The 25,891-nt window shown below is 54.2% G+C and carries 30 protein-coding genes; 22 read left to right on the forward strand and 8 right to left on the reverse strand.

The features are described 5' to 3' along the window. Positions 1 to 7: 7 nt before the first annotated feature. The 7 genes from purS to ACP7IZ_RS00495 all read left to right on the forward strand — a co-directional run bounded on the left by purS (position 8) and on the right by ACP7IZ_RS00495 (position 4,531). Complete coding sequence (gene purS / locus ACP7IZ_RS00465; RefSeq protein ID WP_063354001.1) at positions 8 to 250, forward strand: phosphoribosylformylglycinamidine synthase subunit PurS; 243 nt, start codon at positions 8 to 10, stop codon at positions 248 to 250. Next, positions 247 to 618: a Rap1a/Tai family immunity protein gene (locus tag ACP7IZ_RS00470; protein WP_035351396.1), complete on the forward strand. Its 372-nt coding sequence runs from the start codon at positions 247 to 249 to the stop codon at positions 616 to 618. Before purS ends, ACP7IZ_RS00470 begins: the two co-directional genes overlap by 4 nt. After that, entirely contained in the window at positions 615 to 1,316 is a 702-nt protein-coding gene (purQ, locus tag ACP7IZ_RS00475; RefSeq protein ID WP_035351398.1) for a phosphoribosylformylglycinamidine synthase subunit PurQ, read from the forward strand. The genes ACP7IZ_RS00470 and purQ overlap by 4 nt, the downstream gene beginning before the upstream one ends. Continuing rightward, a complete protein-coding gene (gene purL / locus ACP7IZ_RS00480; RefSeq protein ID WP_426847419.1) occupies positions 1,313 to 3,517 on the forward strand; it encodes a phosphoribosylformylglycinamidine synthase subunit PurL in 2,205 nt (734 codons plus the stop codon). The genes purQ and purL overlap by 4 nt, the downstream gene beginning before the upstream one ends. 27 nt (positions 3,518 to 3,544) lie before the next feature. After that, the gene (locus tag ACP7IZ_RS00485) at positions 3,545 to 3,775 is read left to right on the forward strand and encodes a BolA/IbaG family iron-sulfur metabolism protein (protein ID WP_006115272.1); all 231 of its coding nucleotides are present in this window, start codon (positions 3,545 to 3,547) and stop codon (positions 3,773 to 3,775) included. A 27-nt stretch (positions 3,776 to 3,802) separates the two neighbouring features. Next, a complete protein-coding gene (gene grxD, locus ACP7IZ_RS00490) occupies positions 3,803 to 4,141 on the forward strand; it encodes a Grx4 family monothiol glutaredoxin (protein ID WP_006115271.1) in 339 nt (112 codons plus the stop codon). A gap of 72 nt (positions 4,142 to 4,213) precedes the next feature. After that, positions 4,214 to 4,531 (forward strand): hypothetical protein, encoded by a 318-nt coding sequence (locus ACP7IZ_RS00495; protein WP_089178941.1) that lies wholly within the window; start codon positions 4,214 to 4,216, stop codon positions 4,529 to 4,531. Positions 4,532 to 4,590: 59 nt separating this feature from the next. Here ACP7IZ_RS00495 and ACP7IZ_RS00500 read toward each other — a convergent pair whose 3' ends face one another. Continuing rightward, the gene (locus ACP7IZ_RS00500) at positions 4,591 to 5,040 is read right to left on the reverse strand and encodes a YraN family protein (protein WP_426847420.1); all 450 of its coding nucleotides are present in this window, start codon (positions 5,038 to 5,040) and stop codon (positions 4,591 to 4,593) included. Here ACP7IZ_RS00500 and cls point away from each other — a divergent pair. Beyond that, a complete protein-coding gene (gene cls, locus ACP7IZ_RS00505) occupies positions 5,039 to 6,466 on the forward strand; it encodes a cardiolipin synthase (RefSeq protein ID WP_426847421.1) in 1,428 nt (475 codons plus the stop codon). The genes ACP7IZ_RS00500 and cls overlap by 2 nt on opposite strands. A gap of 3 nt (positions 6,467 to 6,469) precedes the next feature. On the opposite strand, the gene ACP7IZ_RS00510 is transcribed toward cls, so the two are convergent. Both ACP7IZ_RS00510 and ACP7IZ_RS00515 read right to left on the reverse strand, forming a co-directional pair. Next, a complete protein-coding gene (locus ACP7IZ_RS00510) occupies positions 6,470 to 7,153 on the reverse strand; it encodes an endonuclease/exonuclease/phosphatase family protein (protein ID WP_006115267.1) in 684 nt (227 codons plus the stop codon). Beyond that, entirely contained in the window at positions 7,150 to 8,241 is a 1,092-nt protein-coding gene (locus ACP7IZ_RS00515; protein WP_426847422.1) for an AI-2E family transporter, read from the reverse strand. Before ACP7IZ_RS00515 ends, ACP7IZ_RS00510 begins: the two co-directional genes overlap by 4 nt. Before the next feature lie 69 nt (positions 8,242 to 8,310). On the opposite strand from ACP7IZ_RS00515, the gene ACP7IZ_RS00520 reads away from it, so the two are divergent. Further along, positions 8,311 to 9,252, forward strand: coding sequence for a sulfurtransferase (locus ACP7IZ_RS00520; protein ID WP_426847423.1), 942 nt, complete (start codon positions 8,311 to 8,313; stop codon positions 9,250 to 9,252). Continuing rightward, positions 9,249 to 10,457: a cystathionine beta-lyase gene (gene metC / locus ACP7IZ_RS00525; protein ID WP_426847424.1), complete on the forward strand. Its 1,209-nt coding sequence runs from the start codon at positions 9,249 to 9,251 to the stop codon at positions 10,455 to 10,457. The genes ACP7IZ_RS00520 and metC overlap by 4 nt, the downstream gene beginning before the upstream one ends. Before the next feature lie 28 nt (positions 10,458 to 10,485). Here metC and ACP7IZ_RS00530 read toward each other — a convergent pair whose 3' ends face one another. The 4 genes from ACP7IZ_RS00530 to ACP7IZ_RS00545 form a co-directional block, all read right to left on the reverse strand. Next, positions 10,486 to 11,997, reverse strand: coding sequence for a YifB family Mg chelatase-like AAA ATPase (locus ACP7IZ_RS00530; protein WP_426847425.1), 1,512 nt, complete (start codon positions 11,995 to 11,997; stop codon positions 10,486 to 10,488). Positions 11,998 to 11,999: 2 nt separating this feature from the next. Next, positions 12,000 to 13,259 (reverse strand): phosphoglycerate dehydrogenase, encoded by a 1,260-nt coding sequence (gene serA / locus ACP7IZ_RS00535; protein ID WP_006115262.1) that lies wholly within the window; start codon positions 13,257 to 13,259, stop codon positions 12,000 to 12,002. Between the two features lie 103 nt (positions 13,260 to 13,362). Further along, positions 13,363 to 14,160 (reverse strand): inositol monophosphatase family protein, encoded by a 798-nt coding sequence (locus ACP7IZ_RS00540; protein WP_426847426.1) that lies wholly within the window; start codon positions 14,158 to 14,160, stop codon positions 13,363 to 13,365. Further along, positions 14,157 to 14,675, reverse strand: coding sequence for a c-type cytochrome (locus tag ACP7IZ_RS00545; RefSeq protein ID WP_426847427.1), 519 nt, complete (start codon positions 14,673 to 14,675; stop codon positions 14,157 to 14,159). The genes ACP7IZ_RS00540 and ACP7IZ_RS00545 overlap by 4 nt, the downstream gene beginning before the upstream one ends. A 107-nt stretch (positions 14,676 to 14,782) precedes the next feature. On the opposite strand from ACP7IZ_RS00545, the gene ACP7IZ_RS00550 reads away from it, so the two are divergent. The 4 genes from ACP7IZ_RS00550 to smpB are packed head-to-tail and all read left to right on the forward strand — an operon-like array spanning position 14,783 to position 17,828. Further along, positions 14,783 to 15,517: a 3-deoxy-manno-octulosonate cytidylyltransferase gene (locus tag ACP7IZ_RS00550; RefSeq protein WP_426847428.1), complete on the forward strand. Its 735-nt coding sequence runs from the start codon at positions 14,783 to 14,785 to the stop codon at positions 15,515 to 15,517. A 7-nt stretch (positions 15,518 to 15,524) separates the two neighbouring features. Then, positions 15,525 to 16,421: a prephenate dehydratase gene (locus ACP7IZ_RS00555; protein WP_426847429.1), complete on the forward strand. Its 897-nt coding sequence runs from the start codon at positions 15,525 to 15,527 to the stop codon at positions 16,419 to 16,421. A gap of 10 nt (positions 16,422 to 16,431) precedes the next feature. Then, positions 16,432 to 17,322, forward strand: a complete 891-nt coding sequence (dapA, locus tag ACP7IZ_RS00560; RefSeq protein ID WP_426847430.1) for a 4-hydroxy-tetrahydrodipicolinate synthase — start codon at positions 16,432 to 16,434, stop codon at positions 17,320 to 17,322. Beyond that, the gene (smpB, locus tag ACP7IZ_RS00565; RefSeq protein WP_006115256.1) at positions 17,322 to 17,828 is read left to right on the forward strand and encodes an SsrA-binding protein SmpB; all 507 of its coding nucleotides are present in this window, start codon (positions 17,322 to 17,324) and stop codon (positions 17,826 to 17,828) included. The genes dapA and smpB overlap by 1 nt, the downstream gene beginning before the upstream one ends. 108 nt (positions 17,829 to 17,936) lie before the next feature. Here smpB and ACP7IZ_RS00570 read toward each other — a convergent pair whose 3' ends face one another. Beyond that, entirely contained in the window at positions 17,937 to 18,614 is a 678-nt protein-coding gene (locus ACP7IZ_RS00570; protein WP_006115255.1) for a cold-shock protein, read from the reverse strand. Between the two features lie 379 nt (positions 18,615 to 18,993). Here ACP7IZ_RS00570 and ACP7IZ_RS00575 point away from each other — a divergent pair, with 379 nt between their 5' ends. From ACP7IZ_RS00575 to ACP7IZ_RS00610, 8 genes are all read left to right on the forward strand, one after another. Further along, a complete protein-coding gene (locus ACP7IZ_RS00575; RefSeq protein ID WP_004449120.1) occupies positions 18,994 to 20,055 on the forward strand; it encodes a lipid A deacylase LpxR family protein in 1,062 nt (353 codons plus the stop codon). Between the two features lie 214 nt (positions 20,056 to 20,269). Beyond that, on the forward strand, positions 20,270 to 20,632 hold the full coding sequence (locus ACP7IZ_RS00580; RefSeq protein ID WP_006115252.1) for a hypothetical protein: 363 nt from the start codon (positions 20,270 to 20,272) through the stop codon (positions 20,630 to 20,632). Positions 20,633 to 20,833: 201 nt separating this feature from the next. Beyond that, complete coding sequence (locus tag ACP7IZ_RS00585; protein WP_426847431.1) at positions 20,834 to 21,583, forward strand: glycine betaine ABC transporter substrate-binding protein; 750 nt, start codon at positions 20,834 to 20,836, stop codon at positions 21,581 to 21,583. Positions 21,584 to 21,600: 17 nt separating this feature from the next. Then, positions 21,601 to 22,860 (forward strand): class I SAM-dependent methyltransferase, encoded by a 1,260-nt coding sequence (locus ACP7IZ_RS00590; RefSeq protein ID WP_426847432.1) that lies wholly within the window; start codon positions 21,601 to 21,603, stop codon positions 22,858 to 22,860. Between the two features lie 29 nt (positions 22,861 to 22,889). Beyond that, a complete protein-coding gene (locus ACP7IZ_RS00595) occupies positions 22,890 to 23,405 on the forward strand; it encodes a YdcF family protein (RefSeq protein ID WP_426847433.1) in 516 nt (171 codons plus the stop codon). A 172-nt stretch (positions 23,406 to 23,577) separates the two neighbouring features. Continuing rightward, positions 23,578 to 24,522 (forward strand): ACP S-malonyltransferase, encoded by a 945-nt coding sequence (gene fabD / locus ACP7IZ_RS00600; protein ID WP_426847647.1) that lies wholly within the window; start codon positions 23,578 to 23,580, stop codon positions 24,520 to 24,522. 21 nt (positions 24,523 to 24,543) lie between these two features. Further along, on the forward strand, positions 24,544 to 25,287 hold the full coding sequence (gene fabG / locus ACP7IZ_RS00605) for a 3-oxoacyl-[acyl-carrier-protein] reductase (RefSeq protein WP_426847434.1): 744 nt from the start codon (positions 24,544 to 24,546) through the stop codon (positions 25,285 to 25,287). 302 nt (positions 25,288 to 25,589) lie between these two features. Continuing rightward, on the forward strand, positions 25,590 to 25,829 hold the full coding sequence (locus ACP7IZ_RS00610; protein ID WP_003628807.1) for an acyl carrier protein: 240 nt from the start codon (positions 25,590 to 25,592) through the stop codon (positions 25,827 to 25,829). Positions 25,830 to 25,891: the final 62 nt, after the last annotated feature.

Consider the following 25,891-nt stretch of genomic DNA (forward strand, 5'->3'; position numbering starts at 1 on the left):
CTTGAAAATGAAGGTACGTGTAACCGTCATGCTAAAGGACGGTGTTCTGGATCCGCAGGGCAAGGCCATCAGCCACGCATTGCAAACGCTTGGCTTTGAAGGCGTGCAGGATGTGCGCGTAGGCAAGGTGATTGAACTGGATCTGCCCGGCGCAAAAGCCGAAGAAGCCCAGAAAAAAGCCGATGCCATGGCGCGTGATCTGCTGGCCAATCTGGTGATTGAAGATTACGCTGTAGAGGTGGTGGAATGAAGCGCACCCTCCTTGTAGCACTGGCCTTGGCATGTGCGGCACCGGGCTTTGCCCATGCCCAGCGCATTGCGCCCATGAAGGCAGGTAACTTTGCCCGCCTGTGCACACGCCCCACCAGCGCTGGCATTTGCGATGCCTATATTGGTGGCCTGACGGATGGTGTCTCTCTTTCCAAAATCAATGATCGGAATGAGGGTGATCCATCTGCGCCTGCTGGTTTTTGTGTGCCTACCACAGAAACCATGCCCGTAATGCGCTCCAAGGTTCTTGCTTGGCTGAAAGCGCATTCCGAAACACTGGACAAGCCGGTTGGTGAAAGTGTTTTTGCCGCCCTGCATGCCTCTTATCCGTGCAGTGTGAAAAAATGAAAGCAGCAATTATCGTATTCCCCGGCACGAACCGGGAGCGCGATATGGCCATTGCCCTTAAGCGTGTTACAGGGCAGGCCCCGCGCATGATCTGGCACCATGAAACAGATCTGGGAGATACCGATCTGGTCGTGCTGCCAGGTGGTTTTAGCTATGGCGATTATCTGCGCTGTGGCGCTATGGCCGCGCATTCTCCCATCATGGGGGCTATCAAAGCCCACGCCCAGAAGGGCGGCCATATTTTGGGCGTTTGCAACGGCTTCCAGATTTTAACAGAAACAGGGCTGCTGCCCGGTGCGCTGTTGCGCAACGCCAATTTGCGCTTCCTGTCTCAGGACTGCTACCTGAAGGTTGAGGCCGAAAACACGCCTTTCACCCATAAGTGGAAAAAGGGCGATGTCTTCCGCACTCCGCTGGCGCATGGTGATGGCAATTACACGGCAGATATCGCCACGCTGGAACGGCTTGAAGGCGAAGGCCTTGTGGCTTTCCGCTACGCCGATGCCAAAGGCAACGTGCAGGCTGATGATGCCGATAGTAACCCCAATGGCAGCGTTAACAGCATTGCGGGCATTCTTAGCGAAAACAAACGCATTTGCGGCATGATGCCTCATCCAGAAGATCTGGTTGATCCTCTGATGGGCGGTGAAGATGGTCTGCCGTTATTCCAAGGTCTGGTGGAGGCTGTAGTCCGGTGAATAAGCCTGTAACCGTTGATGAATCTCTTGCCCGTGAATTCGGGCTGACATCCGAGGAATACGGTCGTGTGCTGTCCATTATGGGCCGCACCCCCAGCCTGACAGAGCTGGGCGTGTTCTCCGTGATGTGGTCGGAACACTGCTCCTACAAATCCTCCCGCAAATGGCTGCGCACGCTGCCAACCAAAGCACCGTGGGTTATTCATGGCCCCGGTGAAAATGCAGGTGTGGTGGATATTGGGCAGGGCTATGCCGCCATCTTTAAGATGGAAAGCCATAACCACCCATCCTTTATCGAACCCTATCAGGGTGCGGCTACGGGTGTTGGTGGTATTCTGCGCGATGTGTTCACCATGGGTGCACGCCCCATTGCCAACCTGAACGCCCTGCGTTTTGGCAGCCCGGAAAACCCCGTTACCCGCCGCGTTATTGATGGTGTGGTGCGTGGTATTGGCGGCTATGGCAACTGCGTTGGCGTACCCACGGTAGGCGGGGAAATTAACTTCCACCCGGCCTATGATGGCAACCCGCTGGTAAACGCCATGACGGTTGGTTTGGCCCGTAAGGACCGCATCTTCCTTTCGGCTGCGGCTGGTGTTGGCAACCCGGTTGTTTACGTGGGCTCCCGCACAGGGCGTGATGGTATTCATGGTGCCACCATGTCTTCCGCCGAGTTTGATGAAGATGCACTTTCCAAGCGCCCCACGGTGCAGGTGGGTGACCCCTTCATTGAAAAGCTGCTGATTGAAGCCTGCCTGGAACTGATGGCAACAGATGCCATTGTGGCTATTCAGGACATGGGCGCTGCTGGTCTGACATCTTCTTCCGTAGAAATGGCAGGCAAGGGCGGCGTGGGTATCGAGCTGGATCTGGATGCCGTGCCACAGCGTGAGCCGAACATGACGGCTTATGAAATGATGCTGTCTGAAAGCCAGGAACGCATGCTGATGGTGCTGCGCCCTGATCGGACAGACGTGGCCCGCAAGATCTTTGAAAAATGGGAACTGGATTTTGCCATTATCGGGCATCTGACAGAAACCGGCCACATCGTCGTTAAGCACAAAGGGCAGCTGGAAGCTGATATTCCGCTAGACCCATTGGCAGAACAGGCCCCCATTTACGATCGCCCAGCAACACCACCCAAGGCGCCGGCTCCGCTGGAAGGCGTGCATGCACCGCTTTCCTTGGATGCCACGCTGCTCAAGCTGGTGGGTTCGCCAGATCTGGCCTCCCGCGCATGGGTATGGAACCAGTATGACAGCACCGTAGGGGGGCAGACAGTCCGCCGTCCGGGCGCTGCTGATGCAGCTATTGTAAAGGTGGAAGATACAGACATTGGTCTGGCCATTACCACCGATTGCACGCCACGCTACTGTCAGGCAGACCCTAAAACAGGTGGTGCACAGGCTGTTGCAGAAGCATGGCGTAACCTTACAGCCACCGGCGCACGCCCCTTGGCCGTAACGGATAACCTGAACTTTGCTAACCCTGAAAAACCCGAAATCATGGGCCAGTTTGTGGCTGCGGTTGAAGGTATGGGTGAAGCCTGCTCAGCGCTGGACTTCCCGGTCGTCAGCGGTAACGTGTCTCTTTATAACGAAACACGTAACCCAGATGGCTCCACCACCGCCATTCTGCCCACACCCGCCATTGGCGCGTTGGGCGTTCTGGATGATGTGAACAAGGCTGTTGGCCTTGGTATGCAACCGGAATCTGACGTGGTGCTGATTGGTGAAACCAAGGGTGAACTCGGCCAGACCATCTGGCTGCGTGAAATTCTTGGGCAGGAAGCTGGCGCGCCGCCGCCGGTCGATCTGGCTGCTGAAAAACGCAATGGTGACTTTGTGCGTAGCGCCATTCTGGATGGCACCATTACCGCATGCCATGACATTGCTGATGGTGGCATTATGGTTGCTGCCGCAGAAATGGTGATGGCAAGCAGCATTGGGTGTGAACTGGAAAGCCCAGATTCCGGCATCCGGCCAGAAGCTTTCTGGTTTGGGGAAGATCAGGCCCGTTATCTGGCGTGTGTGGCAGATGGCAAAGCCCTGTGTGAACGCGCCAAAGCTGCCGGGGTGCCTGCACGTATTATTGCGCGCTCAGGCGGAAATGATTTGATTCTGCCAAGCGGCGTCACCATATCCGCAGCACGCCTAAAAACAGCCCATGAAGCGTTTTTCCCGACGCTGATGGGCAACTAACAAAACAAGCGGGAAGGAAGCAGACCGATGGCAATGTCCGCCACAGAACTCGAAACCTATATCCGGCAGGCTTTTCCGGATGCCCAGATCAAGATTGATGATCTGGCAGGGGATGGTGACCATTATGCCTGTTCCGTGGTGAGCGAAGCCTTCCGGGGTCTTTCACGCGTGCGGCAGCATCAGCTTGTCTATCAGGCCTTGCAGGGCCACATGGGCGGCAAGCTGCATGCGCTGGCGCTTACAACTTCTGCTCCCTAATCACTTAGCTTTTAAGGATATCAGACCATGACAGACACAGCACAGCAGCGCATCAAGCAGGATATTGAAGCCAACCCCGTCATGCTGTTCATGAAAGGGGATGCTGATTTCCCTCAGTGTGGTTTTTCTGCGCGCGTAGTGCAGATTCTCCAGCACCTTGGCGTACCCTTCAAAACCGAAAATGTTCTGGCTGATCCGGGCATCCGTCAGGGTATTAAAGATTTCTCAAACTGGCCGACAATTCCCCAGCTTTACGTAAAAGGGGAATTCATTGGCGGGTGCGATATTGTTACCGAAATGTATCAGTCCGGCGAACTCCAAAACCTGTTCAAGGAAAAAAACATTCCTTGTAACGCCCCAGCCTGATTTTTAGGTTGTCAAGTGGGGAAGGGACTGTATAGTTCCTGAAGAAAAGAGAAACAGGTTGGGATCAGATTAATGAAACGAGTTGCGGTTGTACGTGGCGCTCTTGCTCTTACAGCACTTGGCGTAGGGTTAGTCACCACATCTTCCTCTGCTCGGGCAGAACGCATTATTTCTGATCTGGAAGCCAGCAAGCTGACTTTTGCGGCGCTTACAGCAGCGCCGCCGCCAGTTGTGCATCATGTGCGGCATGTTGCTGCGGCCAAGTCTTCACACCGTGTTGTTCTGGCCGCTGCGCAGCATGGTAAAGCCCATAGCATGGTGCGCCTTGTAAGCTATCATCCTGCGCATGCCGTTTCTGCACATAGTGTAAAACGCCGCCACCGCACCTGATCTTTTCTCTTTTACACCCACTCATGTTTTAAAGGCGTTCCTGTTGCAGGAGCGCCTTTTTACATTTGGCGGATAATATCTTCCAACCGTTCCATTCTGCCTGCATCATCAAATACAAACAGATCAAAACGCATTTCTTCGTATTGCCAATACGGATGTTTTTGCAGCAGGCATTCCGCAGCGCGGAACAAACGCCGCTGTTGCGCTGGTTGTAAACTTACCAACGCGTCTTCTATAGAACGCCGTTTTTTTACTTCCACAAAACACAGAACTGCTGCTTTACTGGCCACAATATCAATTTCGCCGCGGTGGGTGCGGGCTCTACGCAAAAGCACAGTCCATCCGTCCTGCTCTAGCCAGTCGCAGGCTTGCTGTTCAGCAGCTACGCCTTGCGTGTAAGCAACACTGCCGCTTCTTTGTTTCTGTAAAAATGCTGGCCCCTGTTTTGCAGCTACTTTGTTCGGTATCTTATAGCCCAGCCCATTTTGTGTGAGCATTTTACCTATCATGTTGCCAGACTTGTCCATTTCACCCTTTACGCTTGCGCTTACAGTTATCAGGTTTGTGCTGGTTGTTTCTGTCGGGTTGCACATTCTACTTACAAAACGCAACACGGCATCCGCTATTGGGTGGATAGGCGCATGTGTTTTTATGCCGCTGCTGGGCACAACGCTTTATCTAATGTTCGGCATCAACCGCGTTACCCGCTTGGCCAAAAAACTGGTAGGAGATCGCTCCCCCCGGCGGTTGGAAACAGAACAACCTTCATCTTGGAACAGGGAGCTGGAAGGGCAGTTTGCCCCATTGGCGCTTATGGTGGGCAAGCTTAGCAGTCGCGCTTTGGTAGGAGGCAACTCCATTATTCCGCTGCATGATGGAGATGGCGCATACCCGCATATGCTGGATGCCATAGAACACGCCAGCAAGAGCATACTGCTGTGTTCCTATATTTTCAGAGATGACAAAGTAGGTGGCTTGTTTGCGGATAAACTGGTTGCAGCCCATAAACGCGGCGTACAGGTGCGTGTGCTGGTTGATGGCATCGGCAGCGGCTATTTTCTTTCACCGCTTTATCATCGGTTACGCCGGGCAGGGGTGCCGTGCGCACGCTTTATGCATTCTCTGCTGCCGTGGCGGATGCCTTTTATCAATTTACGAGATCACCGCAAAATTCTGGTGGTAGATGGGCGTATTGGCTTTCTGGGCGGGCTAAATATTGCCGATGAAAATATGGTCTCCCGCAAACCCAAGCACCCGGTATCAGACACGCATTTTAAAGTAGAAGGCCCGGTTGTGCGCCAATTGGCCGAAGCTGCCGCGTGGGATTGGTATTTTACCACGCAGGAACGCCTACATGGTGATCTGTATTTTCAGGAGCATAAAAGTACGGGCGAATCACTGGCGCGTATTGTTACGGCCGGGCCAGATACGGATCTGGAAAAAATAGAATACACCATGTTGCAGGCCATTACGCTGGCCCGCAAAAACGTAAGGTTGATGACCCCTTATTTTCTGCCGGGCCAACGCCTGATGTCCGAACTGGGCCTAGCGGCCCTACGGGGCGTGCAGGTTGATTTGGTTATACCCCGCCAGAGCAATCATCTCCCGCTGGACTGGGCCTGCTCAGCCAATATTGCACCTTTGCTGAACGCAGGGGTGCGGGTGTGGCTGGCAAATCCGCCTTTTAATCATTCCAAACTGATGGTGGTGGATAGGGCATGGTCTTTTGTAGGCAGTTCCAACCTTGATATTCGCAGCCTGCGGCTGAATTTTGAAATCAATATGGAAATATACGATACCGTATTGGCCGAAATGCTGGATGACTTTATTACCAAGCACCGCAACAAACGGCTCACACATTATGATCTGGATAACCGCAACAAAATCATCCAGATCCGCGATGCGTTTGCCAGATTGTTCATGCCTTATCTGTAAAAGTTACAGCCCGATCAATGGCCGCAAAGTAACTGCAATAGGCCGATGATCCGAGGCAAAAACCGGCAGAACACGCGCACTTAAACACTGCATGCCTTCCACCAAACACCGGTCAATTCTGATAGGCAGAAGATCTACCATCCGGTGCGTAGGTGCCTTTGGGCCTACATCTTTAAAGCCCGGCACCAATGTTGGGCCTAACAGGTTGAAGTCCCCCAGAATGGCGCATGGGGGGGAAAGCAGTGTAGCCAAACGCCGCAACTGCTTACGGTTCAACATCTGCCCATGAGACAGATGTACGTTGGCCAAAGAAAAATTTTCATACTCGATAATCTGGGCATGGCGCTTAAACAGTGGGCCAGAAGGAATGGTGCAAGCTCTGGGCGCGCGCGCGAACGGAATACGGCTCCAGCACGCCACACCATGAATACGCCCCGGTTGCGGATTACGCGCATAGTGGCCGCCAATAACATCTGGCAGCACGTCTATTTCTATTGTGGCCTCTTGCATAAGCAGCACATCGGGCTTTTCGGCCTCAATAAGGGCGGCAATATCATGCACAGTTGCCCCGGTACGCCGCAACAGATTCCAACTGATAATCCGCACGCCCTCCATATCACAGGACACAAAGGAATGGGCTGACTTGCGACGCGCAAACTCAACCAGCCGAGAGAGTGGACGCCTCATGATGTCAGAGTCCTTTTTTCATCCTGCGTAAGAGGTTGCGCGGCTTCATCCGCTGCAAATTCTGTTGTGAGTGTAAAGCCTATAGCCAGCAGGATTGGCCCCAGAAAAATGCCTACACCACCAAAGGCCAGTAGGCCGCCAATAACACCCAGCACTGTCAGCAAATAGGGAAGCTTACTGCCGCGTGCAATAAACAGCGGGCGAATAAGGTGATCTGCCCCTGATATAATCAAAACACCATAAAGCAGCAGTAAAATGCCTTTTCCTGGGTGGTGCATACCAAACAGCCATAGGGCGGCAGGTATCCACACCAAAGGCGCACCTATGGGAAAAACTGCCAGAAATGCCGCCAGAACACCCAAAATAACGGCTTCTCCAACCCCCAGCAGCCACAGGCCCAAACCTGTGAGAATACCCTGTATGATCGCAGTGCCTAAAATGCCATACACTGTTCCGCGTACTGTGCTGCCCACTATATGCAGATGCCGCCCGGCTTGATGCCCTGCAATACGCACCATAACGGCTTGCACCGTATCCCATAACATGGGGCCGCTCAGCCAGAAAAAAAAGGCAATAAACAGCGCCATAACCAGATGCAGGGCCCCATTGGCCATGCGCATCAACACTTCAAGGAGAGACTGAATAATCTCACCCGCGTAGGGGCGCAGTTCATCCCCCACAGAGCTGATGTTGCGGCTCCAGCGTTCCCAATGATGGCTGATATCAGGCCCAAATGTGGGCAGTGATGTTATCCAATGGGGTAGGGGGGGCAGTTCATGAATAGTGCCAACAAACGCCATAACCTGCCGCGCCCAGCGTGGGCCGGATGATACGCAGGCAGATGCCAAAAATGCCAACGGCAACACTACGCCTACAGCACACAGCACTGTCATGGTCAGGCTGGCCGCATTTGGCCCCATGCGCCGCCGCAAATGCTGGAACAATGGCCACGTTGTATAAGCCAGCACACCCGCCCATAGCAGGGCGGAAGAAAAGGGTGCAAGCACCAGCACACACCCATACGTAATGCCGCCCAAAAGCAGCAGCCGCATGATGCGTTCGGTAGAAGCGGGCTGACCAGTTGCCATTCCGCCATTAAATCATGAAATCCGGTTTTTGTCTGGTGTGAAAACAAAACTTCTCTATGCACAACCAACATGACGCACCATGATGTTTTGTTTGCCAGCCAGACAGGGCTGTGTGATCTTGACCGCAGAATATTCAAAATCACAATGGGTCAGGCAGCCGATATGTCACCACTTATTTCCACACAAAAACTGGCTGAAATGCTTGGTACGCCCGGTGTGCATCTGCTGGATGCCACCGCTCTGTTGCCCGGAGAAACCTTTAACCCGCAGCAAAACTTTGCTTCAGCGCATATTCCCGGCAGCCGGTATTTTGATATCGAACTGTTTTCTGATCCAGAAAGCGCATTGCCGCATACAGCCCCTTCTGCTGCGCGGTTTAGCCACCTGTTCGGCAGGCTGGGCGTAACCGCGCAAGATACGGTGGTTTTTTATGATCAGGGCAATGTTGCATCGGCTTGCCGCGGGTGGTGGCTCACACGCCTGTTTGGGCATGAACGCAGCTTTATTCTTGATGGTGGATTGCCAGCATGGGTGCGTGGTGGGCACCCAACAGAAGTAGCAGCCCCTACCGCAGCGTTGCCCGCGCCCTATCAGCCACGTACATGCTATACGCGTATTGTAGGGCTAGGAGACGTGCTGGATGTTGTAAAACACAATACACGCCCTATTCTGGATGCCCGCAGTGCTGCCCGTTTTTATGGTGAAACCCCAGAACCACGGCCCAATGTTGCCTCTGGCCACATGCCAGGCGCACGCAGCCTGCCGTATAAAAACCTGCTGAATACAAAAGGGCAGTTTTTGCTCCCAGAACAGTTGCACGCTCTATTTGCACAAGTAGGCGTTACGGAATCTGATGCCCCCATAACCACCTGTGGCTCTGGTATGACAGCAGCAGTGCTCACGGCAGGTTTGGCTATTGCCGGGCTTAATATGGGCGCCTTGTATGATGGATCCTGGGCAGAATGGGGCAGCTTCCCCCATGCGCCCGTAACAGTGGAACGCACAGCATGACAGACGAAAACAGGGTTTCCACCGGTTGGCTGAAATTGGCATCCTCCCTCAGCCATGTTGCCCGCCCACAAGCGGCAGAGGCAGGAACCTATGTAAACCTGCCGCTGGAACGTGGCTCTACCGTTGTGTTTCCATCCTTGGATGCCATGCAGCAAACTGGCCGCAAACGGTATGAGCATGTGAGTATTTATGGGGCTATGGGCTCCCCCACCCAACACGCGTTGGAAAAGGCTATTGCAACCATAGAAGGCGGTACAGATACACAAATTGTCTGCTCTGGCTTGGCTGCCTGCACCACACCGCTTCTGGCTTTTCTAAAAGCAGGAGATCACTGCCTGCTGGCCGATAACGTATATGGCCCAACCCGGCGCTTTGCAGAAAACATGCTTAAGCGCTTTGGCGTGGAAATTTCCTATTTTCCACCTTGCGCAGATGCCGCAACCATAACCGCCCTTATGCGCCCCAATACGCGCGTGGTGTTTACAGAAAGCCCCGGCAGCCACACGTTTGAGGTGCAGGATGTTGCCATGCTGGCAGAAGTTGCGCATGCGCATGGGGCTTTGCTGTTTTTTGATAATACATGGGGCTTTGGCATTTTTGCGCCATTCAAGCATGGTGTAGATGTTTCCATTCAGGCGCTTACAAAATACCCGGCAGGCCATTCAGATGTTATTGCAGGGGCCATTACCGTTGCGGACACGCGCCTGTGGCATACCTTGCGCGATGCGGCCATTCAGATGGGGCAGGTGGCTGGGCCAGATGAATGTTGGCTTACGCTACGTGGCCTTCGCACTATGGGCGTGCGGTTAGCCCAGCAGGCAAAATCTGCCTTGCAGATTGCCAAGTGGCTGCAAACCCGGCCGGAAGTGGCCCGCGTGCTGCACCCAGCATTACCAGAATGCCCCGGCCATACATATTGGAAACGCGATTTTACCGGAGCAGGCAGCCTATTTGGCGTTGTGCTGAAAGCCGATTACACAGCGCAGGATATGCAGCGCATGATTGATGCCCTGAAGATGTATGGCATCGGCGCATCTTGGGGTGGGTATGAAAGCCTGATTCTACCGACTACTGGCAGCATTACCCGAAGCAGTGAATCCCCCGTGCAGGACGGCCCCGCCTTCCGCCTGCAAATTGGATTGGAAAGCCCGGATGATCTGATTGCTGATCTGGAACAAGGCTTGCAAGTGCTACCCGGTAAGTAACCAAGAAAACCATAGCCACCAGCCGGAGTTAATGAGCAGAACTCCGGCTGCGATAGGTAGCCGCTTCTGCCACATGCTGGGGCTGAATATCTGCCTCGGCAGCAAGATCAGCAATGCTGCGCGCTACGCGTAACATGCGCGTATAACCACGTGCTGAAAAACGAAATCTGGCCGCTATAGCTTGTGCCATATTCTGCGCTTCTGCCGATACGCACAAATCTTCCAAAGCGGCTTCTGCGTTTTTGCGCGCGCCTTGCCGCTCTGCCTGCATCTGGCGGGCACACCGCACACGCTCTGCTACTGTTGCGCTGTTTTCTCCCGGTGGACCGGCCATATATCCCAACGGTTCATAGGGCTGCATGGCAAGATGCATGTCTATTCTGTCCAGCAGTGGGCCAGAAAGACGGTTCATGTAATCCTCACCACAGCGCGGAGCTTTTCTGCATTCCCGGCTGGCATCACCCAGATAACCGCAACGGCATGGGTTCATGGCCGCAATAAGCTGAAAGCGAGCAGGGTAGGTGACATGCACGGCAGCACGTGCAATGCTGATCTGGCCTGTTTCCAACGGTTGCCGCAGTGCTTCCAAAGCAGAGTGGGAAAATTCTGGCAATTCATCCAGAAACAGCACACCTCGATGCGCCAAACTAATTTCGCCCGGTCGCGCACGTGCACCGCCACCTACCAAAGCAGGCAGGCTGGCCGAATGATGCGGATCACGAAATGGAGGGCGTCTGATAGGCCGACCGCCTACCAGCAAGCCCGCCGCACTATAAATGCGCGAGACATCCAAACTTTCCGCCACAGAAAGATCTGGCAACAGGCTAGGCAAACGCGCTGCCAGCATAGATTTACCCGCGCCCGGCGGCCCGCTTAACAAGAGGGAATGTCCGCCTGCCGCTGCAATTTCCAGCGCGCGGCGGCCTGTTTCCATCCCACGTATATCTGACAAATCGGGTTCAGATACCGGCTCATCTTCCTGCGCAGAAAATACTGGGGGAGATAAAACCTGTAGCCCGTTAAAATGGTTGATAAGTGCTAGCAAATCTGGTGCGGCCAGAATGGAAATATCTCCACCACACAGGGCTTCCTGCCCCTGCGCCGCAGGGCACACCAAACCCAGGTTCATGGAAGAGGCTTCCAGAGAAGCAGAAAGCACGCCCGCAACAGGGTTAAGCCGTCCATCTAGGGAAAGTTCACCTAAAGCGGCATAACGCGCCACTTCCTCACCCGGTATCACGCCCATAGCGGTGAGCAATGCCAACGCAATGGGAAGATCGAAATGAGATCCTTCCTTGGGAATATCCGCAGGAACCAGATTAACCAGAATACGCTTGGCGGGCAGCGCAAGCCCAATGGAAGTGAGTGCCGCACGCACACGCTCGCGCGCTTCTGCCACGGCTTTATCCGGCAGGCCAACCATTAAAAAGGCTGGCAAACCGTTGGAAATTTGCACTTCCACCCAAACAGGGCGGGCTTCTATGCCGCAAAAGGCAAAGCTTCGGATGCGGGAATTGAGTATTCCCGCCCCGATAGACACGCTTATTTACCTTTGTAAATCAAGCGTGCGCGGATTGTGCCTTCCAGCCCACGCAATGCCTGCAAAAGACGATCATCCAGTTCCGTGCTGCCACCGGTATCGGCTTCAATCACCACGTAACCGATTTCTCCATCCGTCTGCAAAAACTGCGCCGTAACGTTGCAATCTGCATTCATGAAGATTTCGTTCAGGCGCATCATCATGCCCGGCACGTTGCGGTGCGCATGCATAAAGCGGGTGCCACGTGGGCTTTGCGGCAACTGTACGCCGGGGAAATTTACGGAACCAAAGGTGGACCCCACATCGGAATATTCCACCAGCTTACGCGCCACTTCCACGCCAATGCGTTCCTGCGCTTCCACGGTGGAACCACCAACATGCGGGGAAAGGATAACGTTATCCAGCCCCTGCAATGGTGTTTCCAGCTTGTCGTTCGGGCCTTTGGGCTCCTTGGGGTACACATCAATAGCAGCACCCAGCAGATGGCCGCTTTTCAGCGCTTCTGCCAAGGCATCCAGATCAACCACGTTGCCGCGTGCATTGTTGATGAGGAAAGATCCTTTCTTCATCGCCTTGATCTGGGCTTCACCCATCAGGTTTTTGGTTGTGGGCAACTGTGGCACGTGCAGGCTAACCACATCGCTCTGCCCCAGCAGGTCTTCCAGCGTTTCTACTGGCAGCGCATTGCCGTGGCCCAGTTTGTCCACCACATCGTAATACACCACGCGCATGCCAAAGGCTTCTGCCAGCACGGAAAGCTGGGAGCCAATGGAGCCATAACCGACAATACCCAGCGTTTTGCCGCGCACTTCCCAGCTATTATGAGCGGATTTAGACCATTTGCCCTCATGGCATTCCACAGAGCGGGGGAAAATGCGGCGCATGAGCATAACAATTTCGCCCATCACCAGTTCCGCCACGGAACGTGTGTTGCTGTAAGGTGCGTTAAAAACGGGAATACCGTTCATACGCGCGGCTTCAAGATCAACCTGATTGGTGCCGATGCAGAAGCAACCAATGGCCATAAGCCGGTCTGCGCCATCCAGCACGTCCTTTGTCAGCTGCGTGCGGGAACGAATGCCAACAATATGCACACCTTCCAGCGCTTCTTTGAGGGCATCCCCCTCCAGCGCGCCTTTATGACGCACAACGTTTTCATAACCGCTGGCCTTAAGAAGGGCGACGGCACTGTCGTGGATACCCTCCAGCAGCAGAATGCGGATCTTGTCCTTGGGAAGAGACAGGTGCGTGCTTGTGCTCATGTAGAACCGACCAAATAGCTGTTGTGCCGAGCCGCAGACCTATCTCAAAAACCACAAAATTGATAGGGCTGCCGCATGAGAGATAAAGAAATGACGCCGAAATCTAGCGATCTGCCTGCAAAGTTGCCACAGCTTGCTGATGCAGGGAGGCCGAACCCGCAGCTAGAACTGTGCGGTCTCCATCCATCCGCAGGGGCGTACCATCCCACGCCGTTATAGTGCCACCGGCACCTTCAATAACAGGTACAAGGGCAGCCCAATCCCACGGATTCATGTCGCATTCGGCTATCAGATCAATCTGCCCCAAAGCCAGCAGGCCATAGGCGTAGCAATCTCCACCCCATGTCATGCGTTTGGCGCAGGCTTTTAGGGTTTTCCAACCTGTATGCGGGGCCAGTTCCAGCATTTCGGGGGAGGTGCAGGACATTTCTGCCGCTTCTAACGCCACGTTCTGGCGTGTAGCAGGGCGTCCGCCCAGCGGTGAAGAAAACTGCGTAGGCTGGCCTTTCACGCCCAACCAGCGTTCATCCAGCACCGGCTGATCCAACAGCCCAAGCACCGGCACGCCATGATGGCAAAGGGCAATAAGCGTACCAAACATGGGCCGCCCCGTTACAAAGGACCGCGTACCATCCACAGGGTCCAGCAGCCATTGCCACGGAGCCGCTGCGTTTTCATGGCCAAATTCCTCACCAAACACGCCATGGTCTGGCAAGCGCTCGGCCAGAATGGCGCGCATCACCCGTTCTGCACTGCGGTCCGCAATGGTTACGGGGCTTTCATCCTTTTTATCGTCCACCGCCACATCTCGTCGGAACCACGGGCGAACAACCGTGCGGGCGGCATCTGCCATCATGGTTGCTACATCTGTAAAAAGGCCGAGTTCTTCCGAATGTGTCATGGTGTGCATCCTGCCTGTGCGGGCGCAGCCTGCCCGCCGAGAGTATGAAGAAATGCAATAACATCTGCCCGCTGGGCGGGATCGGGTATGCCGGTGAGTGACATACGCGTACCGGGCGCAAAGCGGGCAGGGGCCATAAGCCAATCTGCCAGCATCTGGTCTGTCCAGTGTTGGCCTGCATGCTGCTGCAAAGCCGCAGAATAGGCGTAGCCAGCGCAGGATGCCACAGCACGCCCTGCAACACTGGCCAGCGGTGGCCCGGCGTTTTCCGCAGATCCGCCAGCTAAAGCATGGCACTGCGCACAAACCTGCCTTACGGTTGCGCCACCACGTTGCATATTGGCCTGCGCCATAAACGGGGCGATAGGCACAGGCTCCAACCCCGGCAAGGAAAAAGCAGGGCGGGCAGGGGCTGTATCTGGCACAGTACTGCGGGCGGCAAACACACATGTTGCCAGCACTGCCGCACTTAATACGGCGGAAACCGCTATTCTGTTCAGAAACTTGCCATCCATGCCGGGAGGCACCTCACTTTCTGCCGGTTGCGTTTACCGTGCAGCTTTCATAAACTGCGCGCCGCTTTCAACCGGCTATAAGACGAGCCGCTTTTCGGAGCAAGCTGATGGTTTCCTCTCTTGTTGTCATACCTGCTCGGCTTGCTTCCACACGCCTGCCGGGAAAACCGCTGGCAGACATTGCTGGCCGCCCCATGGTCCTGCGTGTGTGGGATGCCGCCATGGCCGCCAATATTGGCCCGGTTGTGGTGGCTGCAGCGGATCAGGAAATTTATGATGCCGTAACCGCAGCAGGCGGCACCGCGATTCTAACAGATCCTGACCTCCCTTCCGGGTCAGACAGAGTATGGCAGGCCACTCAGGCCTTTGACCCTGATGGCAAATATGATGTGCTGCTGAACCTGCAAGGTGATCTGCCGACATTTGAACCGCAAGCCCTACACGCCGTTATGAGCGTTATGGCCAACCCAACGTACGATGTTGGCACATTGGTCGCACCTGTAACATCGGATGCAGAAAAAAACGCGGCTTCTGTGGTAAAGGTGGCCTGTGATTTTTCAGGGAATGCACAAATAGCGCCCGCTCTTTATTTTTCTCGCCAACCTATTCCATGGGGTGATGGGCCACTATGGCACCATATTGGTGTTTATGGGTGGCGCAGAGCAGCTTTGGAACAATTTGTAGCCCTACCACCATCCGGTTTGGAAAAGCGGGAAAGTCTGGAACAGCTCCGTGCGTTGGAAGCTGGCATGCGTATTGGCTGCACACGCCTTGCATCAGCACCATTTGGGGTGGATACACCAGAAGATCTGGAACGTGCACGCCGTGCATTTGGAGCATAATTGAGGCATGACACAAAAGGTTATCGCCTTTCAGGGCACACCGGGCGCGTATTCTGATCTGGCCTGCCGTAATGCCAAGCCGGGATGGAAAACCCTGCCATGCCGTACCTTTGCCGATGCTATTGATGCCGTGCATCAGGGCCGAGCAGAGCTGGCCATGCTGGCGTGCGAGAACAGCTTGGCCGGACGTGTGCCTGATATTCATTCCCTGTTGCCTGCTTCTGGCCTGCAAATTGTGGGAGAGCACTTTCAGAGGGTAGAACACTGCCTGCTGGTTGTGCCTGGCACGCGTATGGAGCAGGTGCGGCGCGTACATACGCACCCGGTAGCTTTAGGGCAAATCCGAAACCTGATCCGTGATTACAATTTGGAACCCGTGGCCGAGTTTGATACGGCAGGGGCTGCGGAACTGGTAGCCCTATGGAAAAAACCGGAAGAAGCTGCTGTGGCATCTGCTCTGGCGGCAGAACTCTACGGGCTGGACATTCTTAAAAAGAATGTAGAAGACGCAGACCACAACACCACCCGTTTTTACATTGCCTCCCGCACGGCAGATCGTCCGCCGGTAGAAACCCCTAATGTGATGACGACACTCATCTTCAGTGTCAAAAACCAGCCCGGCGCGTTGTATAAAGTACTGGGCGGCTTTGCCACCAACGGCGTTAACATGACCCGGCTGGAAAGCTACATGTCTGGTGAAACCTTTGCCGCCTCCCGCTTTTTGTTGGATGTTGATGGACATCCAGATGATATACGCTTGAGTAAAGCACTGGCTGAGCTTGATTTTTTTGCACAGAACACCACAATTCTAGGTGTCTACCCTCAATCGCCCTTCCGCCAGCATACCTCTGCCGAAGGGCAGGACACGCCGCGCAGTATGCCGGTACATGCCATTTCAGGATAAGTGACTGCCCATGTCTGATACCTTTTTCTCCGGGTCCATTACCGCGCTGATTACCCCCATGAACCGGGACGGCAGTCTGGATTTTGCCTCGTTCGAAAAACTGGTGGACTGGCAGATCCGTGAGGGAACATCTGCCTTATGCGCCGTTGGCACAACGGGGGAAAGCCCAACCCTTTCTCATGCTGAACACCACGCGGTTGTAGAACGCACCATCAAAGTATCAGCCGGCCGCGTTCCTGTTATTGCGGGTGCGGGATCAAACAGCACATCCGAAGCCGTAGATCTGGCCCAGTATGCAGAAAAAGCTGGGGCAAGCGCTGTATTGGTAGTGGCGCCTTATTATAACAAACCCACGCAGGAAGGGCTTTACCGGCATTACATGGCTATTGCGGATGCCATTTCCATTCCGGTTATTCTTTACAATATTCCGGGCCGTTCCATTGTTGATATCAGCGTAGAAACAATGGCGCGTCTGGCACGCCACCCAAATATTATTGGTGTAAAAGATGCCACAGCCAACCTTCTGCGCCCATTGCAGGTGCGCCGCGCTGTAGAAAAACGCTTTAACCAGCTTTCTGGGGAAGATGGTACCGCTGTGGCGTTTCTAGCTGCCGGGGGCGATGGCTGCATTAGTGTAACTGCCAATGTTGCGCCTGCTTTGTGTGCCAATGTGCAAAAAGCATGGCAGGAAGGCCGCACACAGGATGCCATTGCCATTCAGGATAAGCTTTTGCCTTTGCATGATACGCTTTTTTGCGAAAGCAATCCGGCCCCGGCCAAATACGCCGCCAGCCTGTTAGGGCTGGCTGGTGAAACCTGCCGCCTGCCGCTTGCACCTCTTACCGAACCTTCTCGCGAGAAGGTTCGTGCGGCCCTTGTTGATGTCGGGCTACTAAACTGATGAGTTCAAAATCGGGAAAATCTGCCAAAAGTTCCATGATCTCTCATGGCATGGTGGCGCAAAACCGTAAGGCGCGCTTCAATTACAATATTCTGGAAACCATTGAAGCTGGGCTTGTACTAAGGGGTGCCGAGGTTAAAAGCCTGCGCCTTGGCCGTGCCACCATTAACGAAGCCTTTGCTGGCGAGCGGGATGGATCACTATGGCTGTTTAACAGCTATATTCCTGAATATCAGGGGGGTGTTCTTTCCCGTTTTGATACGCGTGCGCCGCGTAAATTGCTGATGCACCGGAAGGAAATGCGTAAGTTTATAGGCGCTATTGCCAAACAGGGCGCAACTTTGGTGCCATTGAATGTGCATTTTAATGAGCGAGGCTTGGCTAAAGTTACGCTTGGCTTGGGCGTTGGCAAAAAAACTCACGACAAGCGACAGAGCATTGCAGACAGAGATTGGCAGCGTGATAAAGCGCGCTTAATCCGAAATAAGGGGAAAGGGGACTACTAAACGTTCCCGCCCACTTTATAAAAACGGACACAGCCCCAAGCTAGAGCCCATAAAAAAAACCCCGGCATAACCGGGGTTTTTTCTTGAAACCTAATTCTAAAATCAGGATCAGGCCGGAGAAACTTCAGCAGCTTCTGGGCCTTTCTGGCCCTGAACCACCTTTACGTTTACACCCTGACCTTCGTTCAGTGCGCTCAGGCCAGACCGTTCAAGAGCAGAAGCGTGAACAAAAATGTCCTTACCGCCGCTTTCCGGTGTGATGAAGCCAAAGCCTTTGACAGAGTTGTACCATTTTACGGTACCACGTGTGTCTTCAGCCATGGACAGATCCGGGGCAGGGCGGCCAGCCGGACGGCTGCCAAAACCGGGGCGCGGTGCACGGGGGCGTTCTGGCTGGGCGGTGCTTTCGTCAACGGAAATAACTTCCGCAACCTGGCGACCTTTCGGGCCCTGGCCAATCCGTACAACCAGTGTCGCACCCGGGCTTACACCCTGATGGCCTGCCTGAGAGAGTGCATTGGCGTGCAGGAATACATCACCGGTGCCATCTGCCAGTTCAACAAAGCCGAAGCCTTTTTCGCTGTTGAACCATTTAACAGTTGCACCAACTTCCGGCCCGGAAGCCACAACCTGCGGACCACCAGCGCCACGGCGCGGTGCAAATCCACCACGGTCACCGCCACCAAAAGCAGGGCGCTCACCAAAGGAAGGCATGGACATGTAATCGTCATCAAATCCGCCGCGGCGAGGAAAACGAGAGCTGCGGTCGGTCCTGTTACTTTTCAACGGTCTTGATCCTGGAGTACGGAGAAGGCTGAAGCTTCTCCCGATATTGAAAAACGGGCAGTTTGCCGGAATGGGTTGACAGGTTTACGTAATTTGAAGAAAACGCCACCGTTCCCGTTCCTGAAAGCTGCAAATGCGCCCACTGTTTCCGTAGCACAGCCAACAGCGTGCGACTATAGGAAAGCATGAAATTGGCGGGAGTTTCACACACTTTTCTTGATCTCACAGTTATGTGATACCTCTGCGCCCATAGAGGTCTGACGTTGGCATGATAGCCACAGCCAGACAGGATAAGGGGAAACGGGCTTTCTTGTGCGGGTATTATCCATTAAGAACAGCCTAGAATCATGCCCGCACATGGCCAAATGGAAGAAAAAGCATGCCCGTAGTTTTAAAACGGCTTCGCGCACGGCGCCTTGCCCTTGCGTCTCTTATGCTGGCAGGGGCATCCGTGTGTTCTCTTTCTTCCGCCAAAGCGACTCCTGCCTCTGACAACAAAGGCACATGGACCCTTCAGGGTGAGAACGATGCCATCACCACCCTGAAAGGCACATCGGACCAATATTATACCAGTGGCCTGCGTTTTAACTGGACATCTGGCACCAATACGCTGCCCACCCCCATTGCCGCCATTAACAAGGCCATTTGGGGGGAAGGCGTGCAGCGTATTAGCATTGGCCTGCAACAGCTTATCTTCACGCCGCGCAATACGCAGGTTTCCAGCCCGTGGGCTCCGGGGCAGGCGCAAACTGCGCGTATTAATGACAGGCCTTATTCCAGCCTGCTGCTAGGCACCGTGAATCTTATTAATGATACGGACAGAACCCGCAGCGTATTTGGTATTCAGTTTGGTATTATGGGGCCGGGCGGCTTGGGCGAGCAGCTCCAGAACGGATTCCACGGCCTGATTGGTGACACCAAAAACCAGGGCTGGTCTCATCAGCTTAAAAATCAGCCCATCTTTCAGGTGCAAGGCGGGCGTATCTGGCGTTTGCCTTTGGCGCATGTGTTTGGCGTGGAGTTTGACATGCTGCCATCCGCCGCCGCCGCCATTGGTGATTATCAGATTTATGGCCGCATTGGTGATGTGTTCCGGATCGGGCAGGGGCTGGATAGTGATTTCGGCACACCCACCATTCAGGCATCCGGCACAGATGGTACGGATGCCTATAAATCGCGGCGCCCCTTTTCATGGTACATCTTTGGTGGCGTAACGGGTGAAGCCGTTGGGTATGATGCCTCATTGCAAGGCAACACCATGCGCAGCAATTCCCTACACGTGATTAAAAAGTGGGATGTGGGTGAAATTCACGCCGGTTTGGCCTTCATGTTCTGCGGTTTGCGCATTTCCTACAGCCAGGTTTGGCAGACGCAGCAGTTCACCACAGCCAAGTCTGGCCTGTTTAACTATGGCTCATTAATGGTTTCGGCAAAGTTCTGATTCTTTTTTCTGCACCACAGAAAGTCATTTGCACAAAAAACAGGCATAAAAATTGTGCACTTTGTGTGTGTTTGTGTTTTTTTCGTCACGAGGCCTCAAACCTGCCTGCTTTTGAGGCGTTAACATTCGTTTTCTCATAGCGTAGCGCACTGCAGCTCTTTTACACTCCGAACATCAAGACCGAACCGGGATTGTCAGGGGGATAAAAGAAACCATGCCGCGCACAACAGCATCTTCTCAGCAACACACCTGCCAGATCATTCCATTCCAGATGGAAATCACATCCCGCCAGCAGGCTTACCTCACCCGTTGGGTGCAGGCTGCTCAGCCCATGGGCATTTGCGATGCAGATGTTTTTGTGTCTGAACAGAAGCAGGCTGGCATTTCCGCTGGTTACGTTGTGGTATGGGTGCGCGAAACCCCAGATCCTGCTTACCAGATTTACTGCCACGGCAACCGCTGGATTGTTATGGATGCTATCCGTGATAATAAACTGGGCAGCTTCAACACTTTTGCAGATGCCCTAAACATGATCCGCCCCGTCATGCCGCGCGAACAGGGCATTGTTGCCGCTTAAACACCCCTGTTTAAGTTATGTATTCCGGTTGGCCGCCTTCTTCCCTTCCAAGGGAAGGGCGGCTTTTTTTTGCCCTCAGCCTTGCACCAAATCATTAAGAAATCCTGTTATTTCCATTTCAGGGATTGCCTCATGGGTTTCTCCTGCTGCAAGGACTACTCAGACCATCACCAGTTCGAGCAGATCTGAAAGGATCCTGAGATGACAAGCCTGACCCTCGCATACCCCGAAACCACCGTGCATGAGGCTACGGCAGCAGCAATCATCCGCGTTCTGGAAGCCAATGATGTAGAGCCGGATATTGTAACCGGCCCCAAAGACGTGCTGACAGACATGCTCAAAAAGGGTGAGGTTGATTTTTACGTTTCTGCATGGCTGCCGGATGAAGATGCAGGCATGCTGGCACCCGGCATTCTTCCGCTTGGCAATCTGTTTCGTCCCGCAGCCCATTGCTGCATTTCCGCAGAAGATACGCCGCTGACATCTTTGGATGATGTAGCACAGGCTGGGCCAGAACTTTCCCGCACGATTATCACGCCTGTATCCTTGCAAAAGCACATGGAAAAAGTGTTGCAGCAGTATGGGCTGGATACCGCAGGCTTCAGCCTGAAAGTGCTGCCGGATGAAGAAGCGCTGGCAGAACTGAACGCCGCCCTCAAGCGGGAAGAACTGGTGCTGATGCCACTGTTTCAGCCTTGCTTTCTGTTCCACATCGGCGGTTTTCGTATTCTGAACGACCCCAAAAATGCACTGGGGGGCGAACAGGACGCGCGCATTCTGATCCGTGCAGAAACCAAGGATGAAATGGAGCAGGATCTTCTGGACGAACTGGATGAACTGATGCTCAGCGCCAAAATTATCAGCGCCATGGATTACGCCATGCGTGTTGAAGGCATGACAGCCGATGAAGCAGCAGAAGCCTGGCAGCGCGGCAAACTGCTGCCCCGCTAAGGAAAGGCCGCGCCAGCATGACAGATCAATCCTCCGCCGATACGCGCGATTCCAGCCTAGCCGCCCAATACGAGGCGTATCCATACCCAGAAAGAAACCCGCAGGATGAGGCCAAGCGCCTTTTAATAGGCAGCCCCAGCCATTTGCGGGAAATTGACTACTGGATTTTTGGTGCCAAACGGCCGCAAAGGCAGCCTTTGCGGGCATTGGTGGCAGGGTGCGGCACCGGGGATGGTGCCATTATGCTGGCAACACACCTCCAACGCGCCGGACGCCCCGGTGAGGTTGTATGTGTAGATCGCTCCCAAAAGGCGCTTTCCATTGCGCAGGCACGGGCGCAAACGCGGGAGCTGGCAAATATCCGCTTCATTCAGGGGTCTCTGACAGAACTGGATGCGCTGGATCTGGGCCTTTTTGATTATATTGATTGCTGTGGCGTACTGCATCATCTCCCAGATCCTGATGCCGCATTAGCCATGTTAGAAAAACACCTCGCCCCCGGTGGTGGCATGGGGCTGATGGTCTATGCACCTTATGGGCGCACAGGTGTTTACATGGTGCAGGACGCGCTGGAAAAAATTGCGCCTCATTCCGAATCTCCTCAAACACGGCTCGATATGGCACGCCGCGTGATGCGCACGCTGCCTGCCACTGCGTGGTTGCGGCAGAACGGCAACTTTGGAGATCACCTTTCTGGCGGCGATGCTGGCTTATACGATCTGCTGCTGAACCCAAGAGACCGCGCTTATACCGTTACAGAGTTTTTGGATTTTCTGGGCAAAGCCGAGCTGGAACCATCCTGCTTAATGGAACCGGCACGGTATGATCCAACCCTGTTTTTGCCAGATCCACGCCTGCGCGCGCGCATAAGCGGCCTGCCCTGGCAACAGCAGGCTGCCATAGCAGAAGACCTTGCAGGTAATATGCCCACTCATGTTGCCTATGTTGTCCGCAAGGGCGCGCGCATTACGCCGCCAGACCCCATGGATTTTTCTGCCGTGCCAATCATGCGTGAAATACCGGGGGTAGAGTTGGCCAAGCAGATGCGGCCAGACCACACGCTACCTTTTGCGTTTGGCACATTGGTTGTACCCATTCCCTTACCGCCACAAATGCGCGGCATCCTGCCCCTGATTGATGGTGAACGTACTGTTGGTGCTTTGGCAGAAGCCGTGGCACCTCGCGGTATTTCAGAAAGCAAATTTCGCACAGTGTGGGCCGAAGGCTTTACCACTTTGGAACGGCTGAACCGCGTGCTCTTACGTCCACCGGCTTAAAAACATTCTCTGCGGGAAAGAGATTTGAAATGTCAGCACTGCCCGTCATTATTTTTGGTGCGGCCCTCAACCCGGATGGCAGCCCATCTGTTGCGCTGTTAAACAGGGTGCATTCAGCGCTTATGTTTGGCGCTGCGCATGGGCCTGTTATCTATATTCCTACAGGTGGCGTGCCACAAAATGGCCAGACGGAAGCAGACGTTATGGCCTCCTGCCTGTTAAAGGCTGGCATTGCTCCAAAATATATTCTGCCCGAGCCCACGGCAGGAGATACGTTTGATTCCGCTGTTGCCTGCACGCGCCTGCTACGCCGGGCAGGGTATCTTACGGCTCAGCCCATAGCGGTTGTTTCCAGCCCTTTGCACCTACCGCGCTGTGTTTTACTCATGCGCCTTGCGGGTTGGAAAGTGCAGCCCGTGCCATTTTTACGTGCTCAACCGCATGTTCCCAACATGCGCAAAAAACTCCTGCGTATCGCACATGAATGTCTTGCCCTGCCTTGGGATGCACTGCTTGTTCTGGGCTGGCGTATTGTGCGGCGTTAAACTGCGCCGTATTCTGCCCCCGATTTCCTGCCGGTCTGCGTTTTGCGTGGTGTCCTTTTTACAGGCCGCCATAGTGCGCAAAGCATAGAAAGCAGTCCGCGCAGTTCATGATCTTGCCAAAGCAGGTGGCTTCCATCCGTTTGGCAAGGAAAAATTTGGAACAGTGAGTATCATGGCCGTTTACGCATTTGTTTTTCCCGGACAGGGCAGCCAGTCTGTTGGCATGGGGCAGGAGCTGGCAGAGGCTTTTCCTGCGGCGCGTTCTGTTTTTGAAGAAGTTGATGACGCCCTGGGCGAAAAACTCTCCAAAATCATTTTTGAAGGCCCGATGGAAAGCCTGACCAGCACAGAAAACGCTCAGCCTGCACTTATGGCTGTGTCCATGGCTGTTCTGCGCGTTCTGGAACAGGATGGCGGTTTGGATCTTGCTGGCAAAGTTACGTTGCTTGCTGGGCATTCTCTGGGGGAATACTCCGCTCTGGCCGCGGGGCGTGCCTTTGGTGTGGCAGAAGCCGCACGCCTGCTACGGCTGCGCGGACAGGCCATGCAGAAAGCCGTTCCCGCTGGAGAAGGCGGCATGGCGGCCCTTATTGGCGTAACATTGGCACAGGCAGAAGACATCTGCACCAAAGCCTCTGCCAAAGGTGGTGTAGAAATTGCCAATGATAACGGCGGCGGCCAGATTGTTATTTCCGGCAAGATTGCAGGTATTGATGAAGCCATTGCCATCGCCAAAGAAATGAAGATCAAGCGCGCACTCAAGCTGCCGGTTTCTGCACCATTTCATTCTTCGCTCATGAAACCCGCAGAAGATGTGATGGCCGAAGCATTAGCCAAAGCTGACATTGCCGCACCGATTGTGCCCGTAATTGCCAACGTAACAGCCGAGCGCGAAACGGATGCTGATACGATTCGGCAAAATCTGGTGCGTCAGGTTACTGGCCGTGTGCGCTGGCGGGAAAGTGTGGCCGCTATGGTCGGCATGGGTGTGGATACGTTTGTAGAAATTGGTGCAGGCAAGGTGCTTTCTGGCTTGGTGCGGCGCATTGATTCCGAAGTATCTGGCCTTTCTGTGGGCACGCCAGCCGATATCGAATCTTTCCTGAAAACTTTGTAAAACAGCGGGTAAACAAAAATTATGTTCAAACTGGACGGAAAAACCGCACTGGTTACAGGCGCAACAGGCGGTATTGGCAGCGCCATTGCCCGCTTGCTGCACGCACAGGGTGCAAAGGTTGTGCTGTCTGGCACGCGTGAAGCCGTGTTGCAGAAGCAGGCGGAAGAACTGGGGGAAGGGCGTGCATTTTACGTGGCCGCCAACCTTTCTGACCCAGCAGAAGCCGATGGCCTTATTGCCAAGGCGGAAGAAGCCGCTGGGGCACCTGTTGATATTCTCGTCAACAACGCGGGCCTTACGCGCGATATGCTGGCCCTACGCATGAAAGATGAAGACTGGGATCAGGTTCTAAACGTGGATCTGTCCTCGCCTTTCCGGCTGTGCCGTGCCGCACTTAAGGGCATGCTGCGCCGCCGGGCAGGGCGTATTATCAATATTTCCTCGGTTATCGGTTCCACCGGCAATGCTGGGCAGGCCAACTATGCGGCTGCAAAAGCAGGCATTGTGGGCATGAGCAAATCCTTGGCGCAGGAAGCCGGCCCGCGTGGCGTTACGGTAAATGTTGTGGCCCCAGGCTTTATTGTTACCCCCATGACAGACGTTCTGCCCGATGCGCAGAAAGAAAAACTGCTGGGTGCGATTCCACTGGGCCGTCTGGGCCAGCCAGAAGATGTGGCGTCTGCCGTGCTATATCTGGCATCAAACGAAGCGGCATGGGTTACGGGCACCACGCTGCACGTAAACGGCGGCATGGCAATGGTTTAAGGGAGACCTCCCTTAAACTTGGCCTCTAGAATGTCTGCGCAGAAGAGAGGGTGCAAAATACTTTCAGATGTGGCAGACAGACTATGCAAACACGCACATAGCCAAGGGGCGGAAGAAAGACTTTTCCGGTTTGCCTTGGCTTGTGATGGAAAAACGTGCTAAGCGCCCGCAACCCCTGTTGCTGGGGAAGAATAACGGAAGCAGTGCTGTTTTCTATTCTTCCACCAATAGGGATTGTGGTAGAGCAGGCACCAGAACAACCTGCCCGCATGTAAAACCGGGCCTATGGGATACAAAGACAGATGAGCGAAATCGCTGATAAGGTTAAGAAAATCGTGGTCGAGCATCTCGGCGTCGAGGAAAGCAAGGTCACACCGGATGCATCGTTCATCGATGACCTGGGCGCTGACAGCCTTGATACCGTTGAGCTGGTGATGGCGTTTGAAGAAGCCTTCAATGTCGAAATCCCGGAAGATGCAGCGGAAAAAATCACCACCGTTAAAGATGCTATCGATTACATCGAAAAGCAGAAAGCTGCCTGATTTTCAGGTACTTTTGCGTTTAACGGAACTGTGGGTCCCTCTACTATTTGAGGGACCATATA

Source organism: Acetobacter sp. AAB5, from assembly GCF_050106715.1.
Lineage (GTDB): Bacteria > Pseudomonadota > Alphaproteobacteria > Acetobacterales > Acetobacteraceae > Acetobacter > Acetobacter oryzifermentans.

Excerpts from the sequence above, each read along its gene's own strand:
- purS (WP_063354001.1), top strand. The coding sequence starts at position 8 with ATGAAGGTACGTGTAACCGTCATGCTAAAGGACGGTGTTCTGGATCCG.
- ACP7IZ_RS00470 (WP_035351396.1), top strand. The coding sequence starts at position 247 with ATGAAGCGCACCCTCCTTGTAGCACTGGCCTTGGCATGTGCGGCACCG.
- purQ (WP_035351398.1), top strand. The coding sequence starts at position 615 with ATGAAAGCAGCAATTATCGTATTCCCCGGCACGAACCGGGAGCGCGAT.
- ACP7IZ_RS00485 (WP_006115272.1), top strand. The coding sequence starts at position 3,545 with ATGGCAATGTCCGCCACAGAACTCGAAACCTATATCCGGCAGGCTTTT.
- grxD (WP_006115271.1), top strand. The coding sequence starts at position 3,803 with ATGACAGACACAGCACAGCAGCGCATCAAGCAGGATATTGAAGCCAAC.
- ACP7IZ_RS00495 (WP_089178941.1), top strand. The coding sequence starts at position 4,214 with ATGAAACGAGTTGCGGTTGTACGTGGCGCTCTTGCTCTTACAGCACTT.
- cls (WP_426847421.1), top strand. The coding sequence starts at position 5,039 with ATGTTGCCAGACTTGTCCATTTCACCCTTTACGCTTGCGCTTACAGTT.
- ACP7IZ_RS00500 (WP_426847420.1), bottom strand. The coding sequence starts at position 5,040 with ATGATAGGTAAAATGCTCACACAAAATGGGCTGGGCTATAAGATACCG.
- ACP7IZ_RS00510 (WP_006115267.1), bottom strand. The coding sequence starts at position 7,153 with ATGAGGCGTCCACTCTCTCGGCTGGTTGAGTTTGCGCGTCGCAAGTCA.
- ACP7IZ_RS00515 (WP_426847422.1), bottom strand. The coding sequence starts at position 8,241 with ATGGCAACTGGTCAGCCCGCTTCTACCGAACGCATCATGCGGCTGCTG.
- ACP7IZ_RS00520 (WP_426847423.1), top strand. The coding sequence starts at position 8,311 with ATGACGCACCATGATGTTTTGTTTGCCAGCCAGACAGGGCTGTGTGAT.
- metC (WP_426847424.1), top strand. The coding sequence starts at position 9,249 with ATGACAGACGAAAACAGGGTTTCCACCGGTTGGCTGAAATTGGCATCC.
- serA (WP_006115262.1), bottom strand. The coding sequence starts at position 13,259 with ATGAGCACAAGCACGCACCTGTCTCTTCCCAAGGACAAGATCCGCATT.
- ACP7IZ_RS00540 (WP_426847426.1), bottom strand. The coding sequence starts at position 14,160 with ATGACACATTCGGAAGAACTCGGCCTTTTTACAGATGTAGCAACCATG.
- ACP7IZ_RS00545 (WP_426847427.1), bottom strand. The coding sequence starts at position 14,675 with ATGGATGGCAAGTTTCTGAACAGAATAGCGGTTTCCGCCGTATTAAGT.
- ACP7IZ_RS00550 (WP_426847428.1), top strand. The coding sequence starts at position 14,783 with ATGGTTTCCTCTCTTGTTGTCATACCTGCTCGGCTTGCTTCCACACGC.
- ACP7IZ_RS00555 (WP_426847429.1), top strand. The coding sequence starts at position 15,525 with ATGACACAAAAGGTTATCGCCTTTCAGGGCACACCGGGCGCGTATTCT.
- dapA (WP_426847430.1), top strand. The coding sequence starts at position 16,432 with ATGTCTGATACCTTTTTCTCCGGGTCCATTACCGCGCTGATTACCCCC.
- smpB (WP_006115256.1), top strand. The coding sequence starts at position 17,322 with ATGAGTTCAAAATCGGGAAAATCTGCCAAAAGTTCCATGATCTCTCAT.
- ACP7IZ_RS00575 (WP_004449120.1), top strand. The coding sequence starts at position 18,994 with ATGCCCGTAGTTTTAAAACGGCTTCGCGCACGGCGCCTTGCCCTTGCG.
- ACP7IZ_RS00580 (WP_006115252.1), top strand. The coding sequence starts at position 20,270 with ATGCCGCGCACAACAGCATCTTCTCAGCAACACACCTGCCAGATCATT.
- ACP7IZ_RS00585 (WP_426847431.1), top strand. The coding sequence starts at position 20,834 with ATGACAAGCCTGACCCTCGCATACCCCGAAACCACCGTGCATGAGGCT.
- ACP7IZ_RS00590 (WP_426847432.1), top strand. The coding sequence starts at position 21,601 with ATGACAGATCAATCCTCCGCCGATACGCGCGATTCCAGCCTAGCCGCC.
- ACP7IZ_RS00595 (WP_426847433.1), top strand. The coding sequence starts at position 22,890 with ATGTCAGCACTGCCCGTCATTATTTTTGGTGCGGCCCTCAACCCGGAT.
- fabD (WP_426847647.1), top strand. The coding sequence starts at position 23,578 with ATGGCCGTTTACGCATTTGTTTTTCCCGGACAGGGCAGCCAGTCTGTT.
- fabG (WP_426847434.1), top strand. The coding sequence starts at position 24,544 with ATGTTCAAACTGGACGGAAAAACCGCACTGGTTACAGGCGCAACAGGC.
- ACP7IZ_RS00610 (WP_003628807.1), top strand. The coding sequence starts at position 25,590 with ATGAGCGAAATCGCTGATAAGGTTAAGAAAATCGTGGTCGAGCATCTC.